Origin of the sequence: Rhodococcus sp. GXMU-t2271, assembly GCF_041414735.1 — a bacterium.
In the GTDB taxonomy this organism is placed as follows: domain Bacteria; phylum Actinomycetota; class Actinomycetes; order Mycobacteriales; family Mycobacteriaceae; genus Rhodococcus; species Rhodococcus indonesiensis.
This window is the reverse complement of record NZ_JAUIZP010000029.1, coordinates 147257-163944: the sequence shown is the minus strand read 5'-3', so window position 1 is coordinate 163944 and position 16688 is coordinate 147257. Positions and strand designations below refer to the sequence as shown.

General features: G+C 73.6%; 16 protein-coding genes. 9 read left to right on the top strand and 7 right to left on the bottom strand.

Annotation, left to right across the window (positions count from 1 at the left end; translation table 11 throughout):
• Window positions 1-134 precede the first annotated feature (134 nt).
• The 5 genes from QYS60_RS11905 to QYS60_RS11885 all read left to right on the top strand — a co-directional run bounded on the left by QYS60_RS11905 (window position 135) and on the right by QYS60_RS11885 (window position 4849).
• A complete protein-coding gene (locus QYS60_RS11905) occupies window positions 135-530 on the top strand; it encodes a universal stress protein (RefSeq protein WP_003934918.1) in 396 nt (131 codons plus the stop codon).
• Window positions 531-577: 47 nt separating this feature from the next.
• Complete coding sequence (locus QYS60_RS11900; protein WP_371383249.1) at window positions 578-949, top strand: DUF2784 domain-containing protein; 372 nt, start codon at window positions 578-580, stop codon at window positions 947-949.
• Between the two features lie 25 nt (window positions 950-974).
• On the top strand, window positions 975-2219 hold the full coding sequence (locus QYS60_RS11895) for a trans-acting enoyl reductase family protein (RefSeq protein WP_371383248.1): 1245 nt from the start codon (window positions 975-977) through the stop codon (window positions 2217-2219).
• A 287-nt stretch (window positions 2220-2506) separates the two neighbouring features.
• Window positions 2507-3457 carry a sulfite exporter TauE/SafE family protein gene (locus QYS60_RS11890; RefSeq protein WP_003934921.1) on the top strand — a complete coding sequence of 317 codons (951 nt, stop codon included), beginning with the start codon at window positions 2507-2509 and terminating at the stop codon, window positions 3455-3457.
• 12 nt (window positions 3458-3469) lie between these two features.
• The gene (locus tag QYS60_RS11885) at window positions 3470-4849 is read left to right on the top strand and encodes a CoA transferase (RefSeq protein ID WP_371383247.1); all 1380 of its coding nucleotides are present in this window, start codon (window positions 3470-3472) and stop codon (window positions 4847-4849) included.
• Here the strand turns inward: QYS60_RS11885 and meaB are convergent.
• The 3 genes from meaB to mutA are packed head-to-tail and all read right to left on the bottom strand — an operon-like array spanning window position 4846 to window position 9984.
• Window positions 4846-5865 (bottom strand): methylmalonyl Co-A mutase-associated GTPase MeaB, encoded by a 1020-nt coding sequence (gene meaB / locus QYS60_RS11880; RefSeq protein ID WP_371383246.1) that lies wholly within the window; start codon window positions 5863-5865, stop codon window positions 4846-4848. The two genes, QYS60_RS11885 and meaB, sit on opposite strands and share 4 nt — an antisense overlap.
• A 6-nt stretch (window positions 5866-5871) precedes the next feature.
• Window positions 5872-8118 (bottom strand): methylmalonyl-CoA mutase, encoded by a 2247-nt coding sequence (gene scpA, locus QYS60_RS11875; RefSeq protein ID WP_371383245.1) that lies wholly within the window; start codon window positions 8116-8118, stop codon window positions 5872-5874.
• Window positions 8119-9984 carry a methylmalonyl-CoA mutase small subunit gene (gene mutA / locus QYS60_RS11870; protein WP_040781258.1) on the bottom strand — a complete coding sequence of 622 codons (1866 nt, stop codon included), beginning with the start codon at window positions 9982-9984 and terminating at the stop codon, window positions 8119-8121.
• A 257-nt stretch (window positions 9985-10241) separates the two neighbouring features.
• Here mutA and QYS60_RS11865 point away from each other — a divergent pair, with 257 nt between their 5' ends.
• Genes QYS60_RS11865 through QYS60_RS11855 form a run of 3 tightly spaced genes read left to right on the top strand, consistent with a single transcriptional unit; the run spans window position 10242 to window position 12065 of the window.
• A complete protein-coding gene (locus QYS60_RS11865; protein ID WP_371383244.1) occupies window positions 10242-10922 on the top strand; it encodes a TVP38/TMEM64 family protein in 681 nt (226 codons plus the stop codon).
• A gap of 31 nt (window positions 10923-10953) precedes the next feature.
• Window positions 10954-11535: a hypothetical protein gene (locus QYS60_RS11860; protein WP_371383243.1), complete on the top strand. Its 582-nt coding sequence runs from the start codon at window positions 10954-10956 to the stop codon at window positions 11533-11535.
• The gene (locus tag QYS60_RS11855) at window positions 11532-12065 is read left to right on the top strand and encodes a hypothetical protein (protein WP_371383242.1); all 534 of its coding nucleotides are present in this window, start codon (window positions 11532-11534) and stop codon (window positions 12063-12065) included. The genes QYS60_RS11860 and QYS60_RS11855 overlap by 4 nt, the downstream gene beginning before the upstream one ends.
• Before the next feature lie 54 nt (window positions 12066-12119).
• Here the strand turns inward: QYS60_RS11855 and QYS60_RS11850 are convergent, their stop codons facing one another.
• The 3 genes from QYS60_RS11850 to QYS60_RS11840 all read right to left on the bottom strand — a co-directional run bounded on the left by QYS60_RS11850 (window position 12120) and on the right by QYS60_RS11840 (window position 14664).
• Window positions 12120-13349, bottom strand: a complete 1230-nt coding sequence (locus tag QYS60_RS11850) for an SPFH domain-containing protein (protein WP_003934929.1) — start codon at window positions 13347-13349, stop codon at window positions 12120-12122.
• Complete coding sequence (locus tag QYS60_RS11845) at window positions 13350-13781, bottom strand: NfeD family protein (RefSeq protein ID WP_003934930.1); 432 nt, start codon at window positions 13779-13781, stop codon at window positions 13350-13352.
• Window positions 13782-13842: 61 nt separating this feature from the next.
• Window positions 13843-14664, bottom strand: a complete 822-nt coding sequence (locus QYS60_RS11840; protein WP_289379129.1) for a DUF3097 domain-containing protein — start codon at window positions 14662-14664, stop codon at window positions 13843-13845.
• Between the two features lie 132 nt (window positions 14665-14796).
• Here QYS60_RS11840 and QYS60_RS11835 point away from each other — a divergent pair, with 132 nt between their 5' ends.
• On the top strand, window positions 14797-15606 hold the full coding sequence (locus QYS60_RS11835; RefSeq protein ID WP_371383241.1) for a hypothetical protein: 810 nt from the start codon (window positions 14797-14799) through the stop codon (window positions 15604-15606).
• Here the strand turns inward: QYS60_RS11835 and QYS60_RS11830 are convergent.
• Entirely contained in the window at window positions 15597-16655 is a 1059-nt protein-coding gene (locus QYS60_RS11830) for a hypothetical protein (protein WP_371383240.1), read from the bottom strand. The genes QYS60_RS11835 and QYS60_RS11830 overlap by 10 nt on opposite strands.
• Between the last annotated feature and the right edge of the window lie 33 nt (window positions 16656-16688).

Here is a 16688-nt window from a genome sequence, read left to right as displayed (position 1 = left end):
CCCGGCCGGCCGGGTGAGATCCATCCGACACGTCCGCGCAGGTGGAGACCAGTTCCACACCGCCGGGAGCGGCCGGGGCGTCCCGGGGCGGGGATACTGGAGGGCACACGCCGTCACCGCCTCCGGAGGACCCCATGCCCGTTGCCGTAGTCCACGCCGACACCCCGGAAGGACACGCCGCACTCACCGCGGCCGCCCGCGAGGCGGCCCACGGCGACGGCACGACCCTCGTGCTCGTCGCGGTCGACGACGACGGCGCGTCCGGGCAGCGCGAACTCGACTCGGTCCGCGCGGACGTCACCGCCACCCTGGGTACCGACGGGTGGGAACTGCGGACGGCGGTGCACGACGGGGACCCGGTCGCCGCGCTGGTCGACCTGGTCGAGCGCTCCGGCGCGGAACGTCTCGTGGTGGGCAGCCGCGACCGCAATGCGCTCGGCAAGTTCCTGCTGGAACGGCGCCTGCAGCGGTTGCTGCTCGAGGCGCCGGTGCCCGTCCTGGTCGTCAAGGGCACCGACGCGGACGAGTAGTCGTCCGGAACGGCCACTGCCCTGCCCGATCCGGATAGGCTGGCGGTATGGCGTACCGGCTTTTGGCCGACGTCACCGTGGCCGTGCACCTGGCCTTCCTGCTGTATGTGACGTTCGGTGGCTTCCTGGCGTGGCGGTGGCCCCGCACGCTGGCGCTGCACGTGGTGGCGGTGGTGTGGGGGTTCGCCACCGTCCTCGCCGGATTCGACTGCCCGCTCACCGATCTGGAGAACTGGGCGCGCCGCCGCGCCGGGATGGAGGGACTGCCGCCGAGCGGGTTCATCGACCACTACCTGACCGGGGTGATCTACCCCGACTCGGCGGTGGGACTCGTGCGGGCCGCCGTCGCGGTGACCATCGTCCTGTCCTGGTTCGGGTGGTGGCTGCGGCGCCGCCGTGTGAGCCGCGTCGCATCCTGACTTACCCGGCAGTAGGGTGTGGCGCATGACTGCCTCCCGCGATCTCGACATCGTCGTCTACGGCGCCACCGGCTTCGTCGGCCGGATCACCGCCGCCTACCTCGCCGAACACGCCCCCGACGGGGTGCGCATCGCCCTGGCCGGCCGCTCCCGCGCCCGCCTCGAACGCATCCGCACCGAGCTCGGGCCCGCCGCGCAGGCCTGGCCGGTACTCGAGGCGGACGCCGGCGACCCGCAGTCGCTCGCCGCGCTCGCTGCCCGCACCCGCGTGGCGGTCACCACGGTCGGCCCCTACGCCAAGTACGGGCTGCCGCTGGTCCAGGCCTGCGCCGAGGCGGGCACCGACTACGTCGACCTCACCGGCGAGGTGCTGTTCCACCGCGAGAGCATCGACCGGTTCGACGACGTGGCCCGGCGCACCGGCGCCCGCATCGTGCACTCCTGCGGATTCGACTCCATTCCCTCCGATCTCGGCGTGCACGCACTGCACCGGGCCGTGCAGGCGGACGACGCCGGGGATCTGACCGACACGACGCTGGTGGTGCGGGCCATGCGCGGCGGCGTCAGCGGCGGCACGATCGACTCGATGCGCACCCAGGTGGACGCGGTACGCCGCGACGGCGCGGCCCGCAAGGTCGCCCTCGCCCCCTACTCGCTGTCGCCGGACCGCTCCCGCGAACCCGACCTCGGGCGCCAGAACGACCTGGCGACCGTCGACGGCGGGTCCGTCGCGCCCGAACTGTCCGGCCGGCTCGCGCCGTTCTTCATGGGCCCCTACAACACGCGGGTGGTGCGCCGCAGCAACGCGCTCACCGGCTGGGCGTACGGGCCGCGCTTCCGCTACCGGGAGACGATGGGTGTCGGTTCGTCGCGGCTGTCGCCGCTCGTGGCGACCGGTGTCGCCGCGGGCTTCGGCGCGTTGGTGGCGGGACTGGCGTTCCCCCCGACCCGGTTCGTGCTCGACAAGCTGCTACCCGCGCCGGGACAGGGCCCGTCCGAGTCGGCCCGCGAGCGCGGCTTCTTCACCATCGACCTCTACACCACGACGAGCACCGGTGCCCGCTACAGCGCCCGCGTCGCCGCCCAGGGCGACCCCGGCTACAAGGCGACCGCGGTGATGCTCGGCGAGTCGGCACTATCGCTGGTCCTCGGCGGCGACCGCCTCCACGCCGGGGGCGGGGTGCTCACCCCCGCGACCGCCTTCGGGGACGTGCTGACCGACCGGTTGCGCGGCGCCGGATTCGAGATCACGGCCCGGCGCCTGCCGTGACCGCGGCGGCGCCGTCACGGGAATCGGCGACACGCCGCCCGACGACGGCGCCGCCGCGCGCGACCGGCTATGCTCGGACGGATCGTCGCATGAGCGGCGAACGGCAGACCGGTGAAGGGACACGAACGTGCAGACGACGAGCATCGCGGCGGCTCCGGCCACCCTGCTCGCGTTGATGGCGTTCTGGCCCACCCGACGGGGCGCGTGCTTCGACCAGGAGTGTTGCTGAGCGGCGTGCGCCGCCTCTCCCCTCCCCGGTTCGCTCCTTCGTGGTCGGAGTCTTCTGCATGTTCGCTCTTCTGGTGTTCACGCTCGTCGGTATCGGTGCGCAGCTCGTCGACGGGGCCCTCGGCATGGCCTTCGGGGTCACCGCCACCACCTTGTTGATCTTCAGCGGCATCGGTCCCGCGCATGCCAGCGCCGCCGTGCACCTCGCCGAGGTCGGCACCACCCTCGTCTCCGGTGCCTCGCACTGGCGGTTCCGGAACGTGGACTGGGGGGTGGTCGCGAAGCTGGGCGTGCCCGGCGCGCTCGGCGCCTTCCTCGGCGCCACGGTGCTCTCGAGCCTGTCCACCGAGGCCGCGATCCCGGTGACGTCGACGATCCTGCTCGCCATCGGTGTCTATGTGGCGCTGCGGTTCTCGGTCCGGCCACCCGCCGTCGCGCACGCCCGCACCTCGCCGCACTCGGCGAAGTTCCTGTCCCCCCTCGGCCTGTTCGGCGGGTTCATCGACGCCAGCGGCGGCGGCGGATGGGGGCCGATCACGACCAGCACCCTGCTCTCCCGCGGCAAGACGGCCCCCCGGACCGTGATCGGCTCGGTCAGCGCCTCCGAGTTCCTCGTCGCACTCGCCGCGAGCATCGGCTTCCTCATCGGTCTCGGCCGGGAATCGCTCGGCAACCTGCTCGTCGTGGCCGGTCTCGCCCTCGGCGGGGCCATCGCCGCCCCGATCGCGGCGTGGCTGGTCAGCCGGGTACCGGCCACCCTGCTCGGCACCGCGGTCGGCGGCGTCATCGTGCTGACCAACGCGCAGAAGCTGTTCACCTCGTTCGAGATCTCCGCCACGGCCACCACGCTGCTGTACCTGCTGATCGTGGCCGGCTGGATCGCGCTGCTCACGGTCTCGTGGCGCCGCTCCCGGCTCACCCGGGCCGAATCCGCCGGTGCCCTCGAGCGCCTCGAGCCGGCCCGCCCCGAACTGCGGGAACCGGCCGCGGACGGCCGAGCACCGTTCTAGGCTCGGCGCACGATGCGCCCCCTCGCCCTGCTCGACACCTACGGCGCCGCCCTCGCCGCCGCCGGCCTCGATGTCCCGGTGGAGCCGGCGCCCGGCATCCACTGCGCCCCGGCCGGGCGGTTCCTCCCCGCCCGGCTGCCGGTGGCCGACCTCGCCACGGGCGCGGTGGCGGCATTCGCGGCGGCCGCCGACCGCTACCGCCACACCCACGGACTCGCTCCGCAGGGGGCGCGGCTCGACCCGGAGCGGATCGCCGCGTCGTTCGCCGGGGACCGGATGCTGCGCATGGCCGGCCGGCCCGTGCCGGGGTTCGCGGCGCTGTCCGGGTTCTTCCCCGCCGCCGACGGGTGGGTGCGCACCCACGCGAACTATCCGCATCACCGGGCGCGCCTGCTCCGCGCCCTCGAACTGCCCGACGACACCGACCGGGCCGGCTGCGCCGCCCGGCTGCGGCAGCTGCCGGCGACGGCGGTCGAGGACGCAGCCGCCGGGCACGACGCGATCGCGGTGCGGGTGCGCACCGAACACGAGTGGGCCACGAGCCCGCAGGGCCGGGCCGCGGCGGCGGGCCCGCTGGTACGGATTCTCGCGCGGGACGACACCGCCGACCGGACCGTCGCGGGCGACGACCCGGCGCGGCCCCTGGCCGGGCTCCGGGTGCTGGACCTGACCCGGGTGATCGCCGGGCCCGTCGCCGCCCGCGCGCTGGGCCTGCTGGGAGCGGAGGTGCTGCGCATCGATCCGCCCGCTCTCCCCGAGATCCCCTGGCAGCACGCCGAGAACGGGCAGGGCAAGCGCACGGCGCTGCTGGACCTGCACGCTCGTCCCGGCCGGGAGACGTGGCGCCGCCTGCTCGCCGACGCCGACGTGCTGCTCACCGGCTACCGGCCCGGGGCGCTGGACGCCCTGATCGGGGCGCCCGGCACGATCCGGCCCGGTCTCGTGCACGGCCGGGTGTGCGCGTGGGGATGGTCCGGGCCGTGGGCGGACCGCCGCGGCTTCGACTCGATCGTGCAGGCCGCGTCCGGGATCGCGGTGGCCGAGGGCGACTGCGACGCGCCCGGCGCGCTGCCGGTGCAGGCGCTCGACCACGCGAGCGGTTACCTGCTGGCGGCCGCGGTGCTCGATGCGCTGGCCGCGCGGCACCGGGACGGGCGGGGCCGCGACGTGGCGGTCGCGCTGGCCCGCACCGCGGCGTGGCTGCTGCAGGCACCCGGCCGCGACCCGCACCCGCCGCCGGTACCGGCACGTCCCGGGCCGCGGACCGTGGCCACGCACGCGGCGGTGACCACGGCCCGGCCCGCGCTCGCCGAGTACCCGGACTATCCGTTCCCGGCCCGCGCCTGGGGTGGCGATCCGGCGGCCTGGGTGGTCCAGGGCCTCGGTGGCTAGGGTGCGGCGTCGAACGCGTCGAGGATCTGCTGGGCGGCCAACGCTGCGGTGAGCGAACCGTCGCGCACAGAGCGTTCGACGTCGCCACGCAGCGCACGCACCCGGGGGTTGGTCTCGAGCCGGCGCAGCAGCTGGTCGTGCACCATCGTCCAGGTCCAGTCCACCAGCTGGCGGCGCCGGTTCTCCTCGAACAGGCCCGCCTCGGTGAGGACCCGGCGGTGCTCGAGGACTTTGTCCCAGAACGTGTCCAGGCCGGCGCCCTCGAGGCCGCTCATGGTGATCACCGGCGGCTTCCACACCGCGTCGTGCGGATGCACGAGCCGCAGGGCCCCGGCCAGCTCCCGCGCCGCGACCCGCGCGTCGCGTTCGAACGGGCCGTCGGCCTTGTTCACGGCGACCAGGTCGGCGAGTTCGAGCACGCCCTTCTTGATGCCCTGCAGCTGGTCACCGGTGCGGGCGAGCGTCAGGAAGGTGAAGCAGTCCACCATGTTCGCGACGGTCACCTCGGACTGCCCGACCCCGACGGTCTCGACGAGGATCACATCGAACCCGGCGGCCTCGAGCAGCACCATCGTCTCGCGGGTGGCCTTGGCCACGCCCCCGAGGGTGCCGGCCGTCGGGGACGGCCGGATGTAGGCGTCGCGCTGCACCGACAGCCGCGCCATGCGGGTCTTGTCACCGAGGATGGAGCCGCCGGTGCGGGTCGACGACGGATCCACCGCGAGCACCGCCACCCGGTGCCCCTTGCCGAGCAGGTACATGCCCAGCGCATCGATGAAGGTGGACTTGCCGACGCCGGGAACGCCGGTGATGCCGACGCGCATCGCGCCGCCCGCCTTCGGCAGCAGGCGCAGCAGCAGCTGCTGCGCCTGTTCCCGATGGTCGTCCCGGGTGGACTCGACGAGGGTGATCGCCTTCGCCAGCCCGGCCCGCCGGTTGGCGAGGACGGCCTCGGCGAGGGCGTCGACGTCGACCGCGGGCCGGCGGGTGTGACTGTCGACCGGGGTGCTGCCCATTGCGGGTCAGGCCCCCAGATCGTGGCCGAGCTGGTCGGCGAGCTTGTGCAGCAGCCCCACCGCGGCGTCCGCGATGACGGTGCCCGGCGGGAAGATCGCGGCGGCACCGGCCTGGTACAGCTCGTCGAAGTCGCCGGGCGGGATGACCCCGCCGACGACGATCATGATGTCCGGGCGGCCCACCTCCGCGAGGGCCTCCCGCAGCGCGGGCACCAGGGTCAGGTGTCCCGCGGCCAACGACGACACGCCGATGACGTGCACGTCGTTGTCGGCCGCCTGGTTGGCGACCTCCTCGGGGGTCTGGAACAGCGGTCCCACGTCGACGTCGAAGCCGAGGTCGGCGAAGGCGGTGGCGATCACCTTCTGCCCACGGTCGTGCCCGTCCTGGCCCATCTTCGCGACGAGGATGCGCGGCCGGCGGCCCTCTTCCTCGGCGAACTTCTCGACGAGTTCGGTTGCCGTGCTGATGTTGACCGCCTTTCCGGCCTCGTCCCGGTAGACCCCGCTGATGGTGCGGATCTCGGCCTGGTGGCGGCCGTAGACCTTCTCGAGGGCGTCGGAGATCTCGCCGACGGTGGCCTTGGCGCGGGCCGCGTCGATGGCCAGGGCCAGCAGGTTCGTGTCCGGCCCGGCGTCGGTCGCGCCGGCGGCGCGGGTCAGGGCGTCCAGCGCGGCCTGCACGGCCTCGGGGTCGCGATCGGCACGCAGCTGCTCGAGCTTGGCGAGCTGCTCGGCCCGCACGCGGGAGTTCTCGACCTTGAGGACCTCGATCTCGTGGTCCTCGGCGACCTGGTACTTGTTGACGCCGATCACCGGCTGGCGGCCGGAGTCGATGCGGGCCTGGGTGCGGGCCGCGGCCTCCTCGATGCGCAGCTTCGGGATGCCCTCGGAGATGGCCTGCGCCATGCCGCCGGCCTCCTCGACCTCCGCGATGTGCTTGCGCGCGCGGTTGGCGAGCTCGTGGGTGAGCCATTCGAGGTAGTACGAGCCGCCCCACGGGTCGATCGGCCGGGTGGTGCCCGACTCCTGCTGCAGCAGCAGCTGGGTGTTGCGGGCGATGCGGGCGGAGAAGTCGGTCGGCAGCGCGAGCGCCTCGTCGAGGGCGTTGGTGTGCAGCGACTGGGTGTGGCCCTGGGTCGCGGCCATGGCCTCGATGCAGGTGCGGGCGACGTTGTTGAACACGTCCTGCGCGGTGAGCGACCAGCCGGAGGTCTGCGAGTGGGTGCGCAGCGACTTGGACTTGGCCGACTTGGGGTGGAACTTCTCGACGAGCTCGGCCCACAGCAGGCGGCCGGCTCGCATCTTGGCGATCTCCATGTAAAAGTTCATCCCGATGGCCCAGAAGAAGGACAGGCGCGGGGCGAACTTGTCGATCTCCATGCCCGCGTCGAGGCCGGCGCGGATGTACTCGACGCCGTCGGCGAGGGTGTAGGCCAGCTCGAGGTCGGCGGTCGCACCGGCCTCCTGGATGTGGTAGCCGGAGATCGAGATGGAGTTGAAGCGCGGCATGTTCGCGCTGGTGTAGGCGAAGATGTCGGAGATGATCCGCATCGACGGCTTGGGCGGATAGATGTAGGTGTTGCGGACCATGAACTCCTTCAGAATGTCGTTCTGAATGGTCCCGGCCAGCTGCTCGGGCTTGACGCCCTGCTCCTCGGCGGCGACGACGTACAGCGCCAGGATCGGCAGCACCGCGCCGTTCATGGTCATCGACACCGACACCTGCGACAGGTCGATGCCGTCGAACAGCTGCCGCATGTCGAGGATCGAGTCGATCGCGACGCCGGCCATGCCGACGTCGCCCTGCACGCGGGGATGGTCCGAGTCGTAGCCGCGGTGGGTGGCGAGGTCGAACGCCACCGACAGGCCCTTCTGCCCGGCCGCGAGGTTGCGGCGGTAGAAGGCGTTGGACTCGGCGGCGGTGGAGAACCCGGCGTACTGGCGGATGGTCCACGGCTGGTTGACGTACATCGTCGGGTACGGGCCGCGGACGAACGGCTCGACGCCCGGGTAGCTGCCCAGCGGGTAGCCCTCGGCGACGATCCGGTCGCGGTCGGCCTTGGTGTAGACCGGCTTGACGTCGATGCCCTCGGGCGTGGACCACACCACCTGCTCGGTCGTGTAGTTGTTGGCGGTGGCGACCGAGTCGACGAGCGCCGCGGCCTGCTCCTCGGTGGGGGCGGCGGGGGCCGGCGCCGCCGGATCCGTCAGCGGGACGTCGGCGAAACTGCCGATCTTGTGTTCGATGCTCACTTACGCTCCCAGGGTGTTCAGCAGGTCGGTCAGCGCGGCGATCGCGTCGATCTTGGCGGTGAGGAACCCGTCCGGGCGCGCGGCGCCGCCGGTCTCGCTCACGGCCTTCTCCGGCCCGGCGAGCAGGACGGTGCCGACGCCGGCGTCGCGGAGGGCGGTGACCGCCGCGCCGGCCTGTTCGCCGTAGCGCTTGTCGGTGCCGCACACCACGGCGACGGTGACGTCGGCGTCGCGGACGGCGGCGGCGATGCTGTCGTCGTCGACGGACAGCGGGCCGGGGTTGACCGTCTCGATGCCGCCGGAGGCGAGCAGGTTCGCGGCGAACGTCGTGCGGATGTTGTGCTCGGCGATCGGTCCCAGCGGGGCGAGCAGCACCCGGGGCCGGGCGCCGTGCGCGGCGAGGTGGACGTCGGAGCGGTCGCGCAGCGCCTCGAAGGCGGCGGCGTACCGGGCGACGGTGGCGCCGGCGTCGGCGGTCTCCGCGGGCAGCGGCGCCTCGGCCAGATTCGGGAACTCGTTGACGCCGGTCACCGCGGTCCGGCGGTGGGCGATGTCGGATTCGCGGCGGGCGCGGGTGGCGGCGATCCGCTCGGCGATCAGGCCGGCGTCGAGGGCGGCACGGTAGCCGCCGGCCGCCTCGATCTGCTGGAAGAACTCCCACGCCTTGGCCGCGATCTGCGCCGTCAGGTCCTCGACGTACCAGGACCCGGCGGCCGGGTCGAGGACGCGGCCGAGGTTGGACTCCTCGAGCAGCAGCAGCTGGGTGTTGCGGGCGATGCGCGCGGAGAAGGCCTCCGACACCCCGAGCGCACCGGCGGGCAGGGCCACGTCGAACGGGAGCACGGTGACCGCGTCCGCACCGCCGATGCCGGCGCCGAACGCGGCGAGGGTGGTGCGCAGCATGTTCACCCAGGGGTCGCGCTGGGTCATCATCGCGGCCGAGGTGACGGCGTGCTGGGGGGCGTGACCGGCGTCGGCCGCACCCACCACCTGTGCGATGCGGGCCCACAGTTGCCGGCCGGCGCGGAATTTGGCGATGGTCTGGAACTGGTCGTCCGTGGCGGCGAACCGGAACTCGATCTGGCCGAGCGCCCGGGCGGCGGACTGGCGGCTGCCGGTCAGCTCGCGCAGGTACTCGAGTCCGGCGGCGACGGCGGCACCGAGTTCCTCGGCGTCGGCGGCCCCGGCATTGTGGAATGCGGTGCCGTCGACGGTGAGGGCCCGCACGGTCTCGGCGCGCCCCGCGGCGGCGTGGGCGAGCTCGACGGCCTGGGCGACGGTGACGTCGGCGCGGCCCGAGAAGGCGCTGGTCAGCGGGGCGGCACCGAGGTGCAGCCGCACGGCGGCGCGCTCGGCGACGTCGCTGCGCGCATCGAGCAGCGCGTAGAGGGCGCCGGCGGCCGCGGCGGTGTCGGCGCCGGCGTCGAGGGTGAGCGGCGCGAGGTCGAGCAGGACCTTGTCGAGCGCGGCGGGCAGGTCGGCGATCGCGATGCCGTCCGCGCCGACGTGCAGCCACAGGGCGCTGACGCCGTTCTCGAGGGCGTCGAGGATGCGTTCGTTCACCTCCCCCGGGGTGTCGCCGAAGCGGGCGCTGACGAGCCATCCGGTGTTGACGTCCCGGGCTGCGGAACCGCCGCGGACGAAGGGGAAGGAGCCGGGCAGCGGCGCCTCGGGACGTTCGTCGCGCACCCCGTAGAGGGGGGCGACGGCGACGTCGTCGTAGGTGGTGGTCTCGAGCAGTCGCTGCGGCTCCGGTCCGAGCTCCGCGGGGTCGACGCGGCGGGACTTGGCCAGCACCCCCGCCACCGCCTCCTGCCACTGCGCGTAGGCGCGCGCGGCATCCTCGGCTTCTGAAGCTAATGACACGTGAGGTCCTCTCGTACGCAGCGGGCGGGCTCGCCGAACACGGCCGTGGAAACCTTAAACTGATTCCGTTGTGATGCTAGCCGCATACACGCCGCCCCTATTGTGGGGATCACCACAATTTCCCTAGCGATCGATAATGTCGTCGCCTAAGGAATCTACCGGGCGCCGAGGCGCCGGCTCGAAGGACCCCGCACCCGGCCGCCGGCGGCCGCGCACCCCAGCGCGAGAAGCCCGGGAGCCCGGTATCGTGACCGTTCGTGACGAGAATGCTGCGGGACCGGCGGATTCTCGCCGCGGCGGCCGTGCTGGCCGTCCTCGCGCTCGTCGCCCTGCTCCTGCCCCACCCGTCCGTCGCCGAGGTACGCGCCTGGGCCGAGGCGGCCGGGCCCCTGCTTCCGCTGCTGTTCTTCCTGATCCACGCCGTGGTGACGGTGGCTCCGTTCCCACGCACCGTCTTCACTCTCAGCGCCGGGGTGCTGTTCGGGTCGGTCACGGGTATCGCGGTGACCGTCGCCGCCACGACCGTCAGCGCCGTGCTGGCACTGCTGCTGGTGCGTGCGATCGGCCGCGGGGTGGTCGAGACGCATCTGAGTCACCCCACGGTCCAGGCGGTCGACGAGCGACTGGCGCGGCGAGGCTGGCTGGCGGTGGGGTCACTGCGGCTGATCGCGCCTCTGCCGTTCGCGGTGGTCAACTACTGCTGTGGGATCTCGTCGGTGCGGGTGGCCCCGTACACGCTGGCCACCGCGGCCGGCATTCTGCCGGGCACGATAGGGGTGGTCCTGCTCGGCGACGCCCTGACGGGACGCACCCACCCCGTGCTCCTGGGGATCTCGGCGGTGTGCATCGTCGTCGGCGCCTCGGGCCTGTGGCTCGAGTCCCGCCTCCCGGCGCCCCGCCCCGGTGCCGTCACCGTGTCATCAAGTCCTGAAGCTTGATTTTTATCATTCAAGGCTCCATCCTTGATGAATGTTCGTGTTGACCGTCGACCAGCGCGGCAGCCGCCGGGACGTCGACCGGGTCGCGGACCTGCTCACCGAGCTGCGCGGCGCCGAGCTGCTCCGCCCCTTCGAACGCACCGCCGGCGACGAGGTGCAGGCCGTCGCCGCCGACCCGGCCGTCGTCGTCGATCTCGCCCTCGACCTCGTCCGCCGCGGCCACTGGAGCGTCGGCATCGGTGTCGGCTCGGTCGAACAGCCCCTGCCGGCACAGACCCGCGCCGGCCGCGGACCGGCCTTCGAACATGCCCGCCGCGCCGTCGACCGCGCCAAGAACGCGCCCGCCCGGGTCGCGGTGGAGGGACCGGACGCCGCCGCGGCCGCCGACGCGGACGCCGCCCTCACCCTGACGGCGCTGCTGGTGACCCGCCGGTCCGATGCCGGACACGAGGCCGTCGAACTCGTCCGCCGCGGGCTCACCCAGGCCGAGGCCGCCGCGCGGCTCGGCATCAGCACCCAGGCGGTGTCGCAGCGTCTGGCCGCCGCCGGATGGCAGGCCGAACCGGCCGGCCGCGACCTCGCCCGCCGTCTCCTGGAAAGGGCCGATCGTTGACCGTCGTCACCCTGGTTCTGCTCGCCGTCGCCGCGCTGGCCCCGGCCCTGGGCCTGCGCCGCGGCACACCCGTGTGGCTCGTCGCCGGACTCGCCGTGACGGCACTTGCCGGTGCCGCGCTCGCCGCGACCGCCACCCCCGCGGTCCGTGGCGTCGCCCTGGCCGCGACCCTGGTGCTCACGAGCGCGGCGGCGGTCACCGGCGGCGCCCCCGCCGTGCTGGCCTCGTTCCGCATCGCCCGTCGGCAACCCGATGCGGGGCCGGTCCCGTCGTCACCGGCCGGACCCGAATCGCCGCCCGGACCGCTGCGCGGCGGACGGGTGATCGGCCTGCTGGAGCGAGCGGCGGTCGCCGCCGCGATCCTGTCCGGATGGCCGGAGGGCATCGCCGTCGTGCTCGCCGTCAAGGGCCTCGCGCGCTATCCCGAACTGCGCGAACCCCAGGCCTCGGAGCAGTTCATCATCGGCACCTTCACCAGCGTGCTGTGGGCGGTCGCGGTGTGCGGGGTGGGACGGGGCCTGCTCACCTGAGCGTCCCTGCGGTCCCCGGGTCCGGGTCCCGAGGCCCGGATCCCCGGGTTCCGGTCACTGGGGTTCGCCGTGCCGTTGCCCGGGCTGCGGCTGCACCCATCCGCCCGTGATCGGCTCCGACGGCGGCAACGCCGCCGACGAGGGCTCACCGCCCCGGCGCTCGGCGCCGGTCGGGTTGTGCACCGCCGGATCGACCGGTTTGCGGGCGACGGCCTCGGCGGCGGCGACGGCCTGCGCGACCTCCGGATCCCGCGCGGTGGAGAACCAGTCGGCCACCTCGTCGGTGTCCTCCTCCGGTCGCGGGAGCCGCTCGTCGACCGGGCTCGGCTCGAAGCGGAACACCCCGTCCTCGCCCGGCGCACCGAGATGCCGGGCGAAGCCCTTGAGGGCGTCTCCGAAATCGCTCGGCACCATCCACACCTTGTTCGCGTCGCCCTGCGCCATCTGCGGCAATGTCTGCAGGTACTGGTAGGCGAGCAGCTCCGGGGTGGGCCGGCCGGACTTGATCGCCGCGAACACCTTCTCGATGGCCTTCGCCTGGCCCTGCGCCTCGAGGTACTTCGCGGCGCGGTCACCCTGAGCGCGCAGGATCCGCGACTGGCGGTCGGCCTCCGCCTCGAGGATGGCCGCCTGCTTGGCGCCTTCGGCCGACAGGATCCGGGACTGCTTGTCACCCTCGGCGGTCTTGATCGCCGACTCCCGGTGCCCCTCGGCGGTGAGGATCATCGCCCGCTTCTCCCGGTCCGCCTTCATCTGCTTCTCCATCGACTCCTGGATCGACGGAGGCGGATCGATGCTCTTGAGCTCGACCCGGGCCACCCGCAGACCCCAGCGGCCGGTCGCCTCGTCGAGTACCCCGCGCAGCTGGCCGTTGATCGAGTCCCGGGAGGTGAGCGTCTCCTCCAGGGTCATGCCGCCGACGACGTTGCGCAGCGTGGTCACCGTCAACTGCTCCACCGCCGCGATGTAGTTGCTGATCTCGTACACCGCCGCCTGCGGGTTCGTCACCTGGAAGTACACGACCGTGTCGATGCTCAGGGTGAGGTTGTCCTGGGTGATCACCGGTTGCGGCGGGAACGAGACCACCCGCTCGCGCAGATCCACCTTGGCGCGGATCCGGTCCACGAACGGGACCAGGAACGTCAGCTGACCCGACACCGTCCGGTAGTACCGGCCCAGCCGCTCGATCACCGCGGCCTCGGCCTGCGGCACCAGCGCCACCGATTTGACGACCACCAGCGCGACGAACGCCACGACAACGGCGAGCACGATCAGCGCTTCCATCTAGGGCCCCTTCCACACGACGGCCGTCGCGCCGTCGATCTGCATCACGGTCACGGTCGTGCCGGGCGGGTACACCTCGGTGACGTCGAGCGGGCGCGCAGTCCACACCTCCCCGTCCAGCTTCACCTGCCCGGAGTGCGCAGCCACCTCCTCGAGCACCAGCGCCTGCTTGCCCGGCAGGGCGTCCACGTTCGTCGCCTTCGCCGGTGGCAGCGCGTAGCGGCGGCGCAGCACCGGCCGCACCCCGCCCAGCAGCACGAGCGACGAGACCGCGAACACCAACGCGTCGGCCCACACCGGCAGGTCCGTCGCGGCGGATACCCCCGCGGTGGCCAGGGCGGCGGCGCCGAGCATCAGCAGGACGAAATCGCCCGTCAACGCCTCCGCGGCGGCGAGCACCAGCCCGGCGATCAGCCATATCAATGCCGACACGACGCCATCCAACCACAAATCGGACATCCCGGGTGGAACCCCAGGCCAGGGCCTCGTGCGGTCAGTCCTCGGCGGGCTCGGTGACGAAATCGACGAGCTGCTCGACCGCCCCGATCAGCGGTGCCTCGAGATCGCGGAAGCTCGACACCGCCGAATAGACGCGCCGCCACCCGTCCTGCGGGCTGCCCCACCCCAGCGCTTGGCACACCCCGGTCTTCCAGTCCTGCCCACGCGGAATCGTCGGCCATGCCTCGATGCCCAGCGCCTTCGGCCGCACCGCCTGCCACACGTCGACGAACGGATGCCCGGTGACGAGCACGTGCGGCCCGAGATTCGCCGTCAGCCGCTCTTCCTTGGAACCGGTGACGAGGTGGTCGGCGAGCACCCCCACGCGGCGCCCGGGACCGGGGGCGAACCCGGCGAGCCGCTCCCCGAGGTTGTCGAGGCCCTCGAGCTGTTCGACCACGACACCCTCGACGCGCAGATCGTGCCCCCACACCCGTTCGACCAGGGCGGCGTCGTGCACCCCCTCCACCCAGATCCGGCTGCCGCGCGCGACCCGCGCCCGCAGCCCGGCGACCTTCGTCGACCCGGACGCCGACCGGGCCGGGCCGGCCGTCGCGGGGCGCGCCGTGGGCCGCACCAGGGTCACCGGCCGCCCGTCGAGGAGGAACGCCGCCGGACGCAGCGCGAACAGCCGGGTGCGCCGCGCGCCGTCCTCGAGCCGGACGAAGTCGCCGTCGTAGGTGCGTTCGAAGCCGACGACCGCGCCGCACCACCCGGACGCGGCGTCCTCGACCACCAGGTCCTTCTCGGCAGCCACCTCGGGAACTGCGGGTCTACGGGCGCGCGGATGGCCGGCGAAGATGTCGCCGCCGTACATGTCGGGACTCACCTGCGCAACGTTAGGGCCGCCGCGGCCGCCGCGGCGGGAGGGCACGCCGACCGGTCGTGGCCCCGCCGTCGCGACGGCGCCTATGCTCCGCCGTCGGGACGGCGCCTATGCTCGGAAGCCGTGAGTTCCCCCGGTCAGACCCTGACGGTGTGGGCCGGTTCCTGGCTGGCCGGGCACGCCGCGCCGGACGACGTCCTCGACGCCCTGCACGCCTGGGCGCCGATGCATCTGGTGGTCTCCCACGACGAGCCCGCCGGCGACCTCTCCGGCGTGCCCGAACACTCCCCCGTCGACGGCGCCGCCGTGCTGCTCACCGCGCTGCGCCGGGCCGACCCGGCCGGCGCGGACGGGATCCGGCTGGTGCTGCCCGCCCCCGGCGACGTCCGCGGCCTGCCCCCGGGCACCGCGCTGGCCCGCGCCGCGGTCGCGGCCGGCGAAGCCGTGCTCGCGGGCGCACCCGGCACACCCGGTCTCGGCTTCGTCCCCTCGGTGGAGGGCCCGGACGTGCTGCGCTGGACCCTGTTCGCGGTCCCGGCGGTGCCCGAACCGCCCGCCGAGCCCGGCCTCGGGGAGGCCGAGTTCGCCATGCGCGAGGCGGTGCGGGACGCCGCGACGAGGGTGGGCCGGGTGCTGACCGTGGGCGCCGGCGGCCGCACCGCCGACCCCCGGGAGCAGATCGCGGCCGAGATCGCCGAACATGCGCGGCACCGCTACCCGGACTCGATGCCCGAGCGCGCCGCCCGCATCCTCGACTCGGCCGACCAGGTCGCGGCGATCCTCACCGTCGCCGGCCGCGGCGCGGAACCGGACGCGGCCTCGGCCACCGGGCAGGCCACGCGAGAGCAGGCGCTGCGCCCGCTGTGGGCGGCCGTACGCGCCGCCCGGCTCGGGGCGGTGGCGGCCGCGGTCCGGGCGGGCCATCACGCCTGACGCACGGCCGCGGACACCCCGCCCGGAACGTCCCCCGGCACGACGACGGCCTTCTCCGTCCGGATCGCCACCCGCACCACGATCAGCAACAGCAACGACACCGCGAACCCGGCCAGCGCGCCGAACTGGCGCAGGTCGAACAGGAACACCTGGGTGACGAGCAGGTTCACCACCACGGAGGCGTACAGCAACCGCAGCGCGGGCAGATCGCGGCGCCGCGCGAACTGCCACAGCCCGGCCACGATCAGCACGGCGCTCACGGCACCGGAGAGTTCGGCGCCGATCTCCGAGATGCCGGCGTCCTCGGCCGCCCACCCCGACCCGGCCAGCACGATCACCAGTCCGACGAGGGTGTGGACGGCGTGCACGGCGAACACCACCAGCACGAGCCGGCGGGCCGCGGCGGTCGCCGCCCAGGCCGTGACCCGGTGCTCGACCCGGTCCCGGACCACGGCAATGCGCCCGTCGAATCCGGTCCTCGCCGCGACCGGGGCGGCCAGCCCGGCCCGTATCGAGCCGGCCAGTACGCGCTGCGCCGGGTCCCGGACACCCGCCAGGACGTCCAGCGCGCGGCGGCGCGCGAACTCGTCGAGCCGGCCGAGCACGAGATCGGTCAGCGCCTCGAGACCGACGGCGAGGCGCTGCCGGTCGGTCGGGCCGCGCCGCGCCAGCGCTACGCGGGCACCGAGGTAGAACGCGACGAGCACCACGTACATCACGGCCACTGCGGGCCGGAAGAAGTAGTCGACGTCGGTGGTGAGGAACTTGCCGACCTCGTCGAGGAACAACCCGAAGCCGATCCCGCCGAGCAGCGCGGCGCGCATCCGCACCCGGCTGCCGTGCCGGATCAGGACGCCGACGAGGGCGACGGCCATGAGCAGCCCGCCCCACAGCACGTGCGCGATGTGCAAGGTGCCGCCGCCGATCTGCGGATAGCCGGTCGCGGCGAGGTAGCCGCGGGTGACGAGCACGGTCGCGACGGTGGCGACGAGAAAGACCTCGACGCGGGTGACGGCGGCGTCGTCGACGGCGGTGGGCGGTGCGGTCACGGGGCGGCCTTTCGTCGCGGTGCGGGGTCGGCC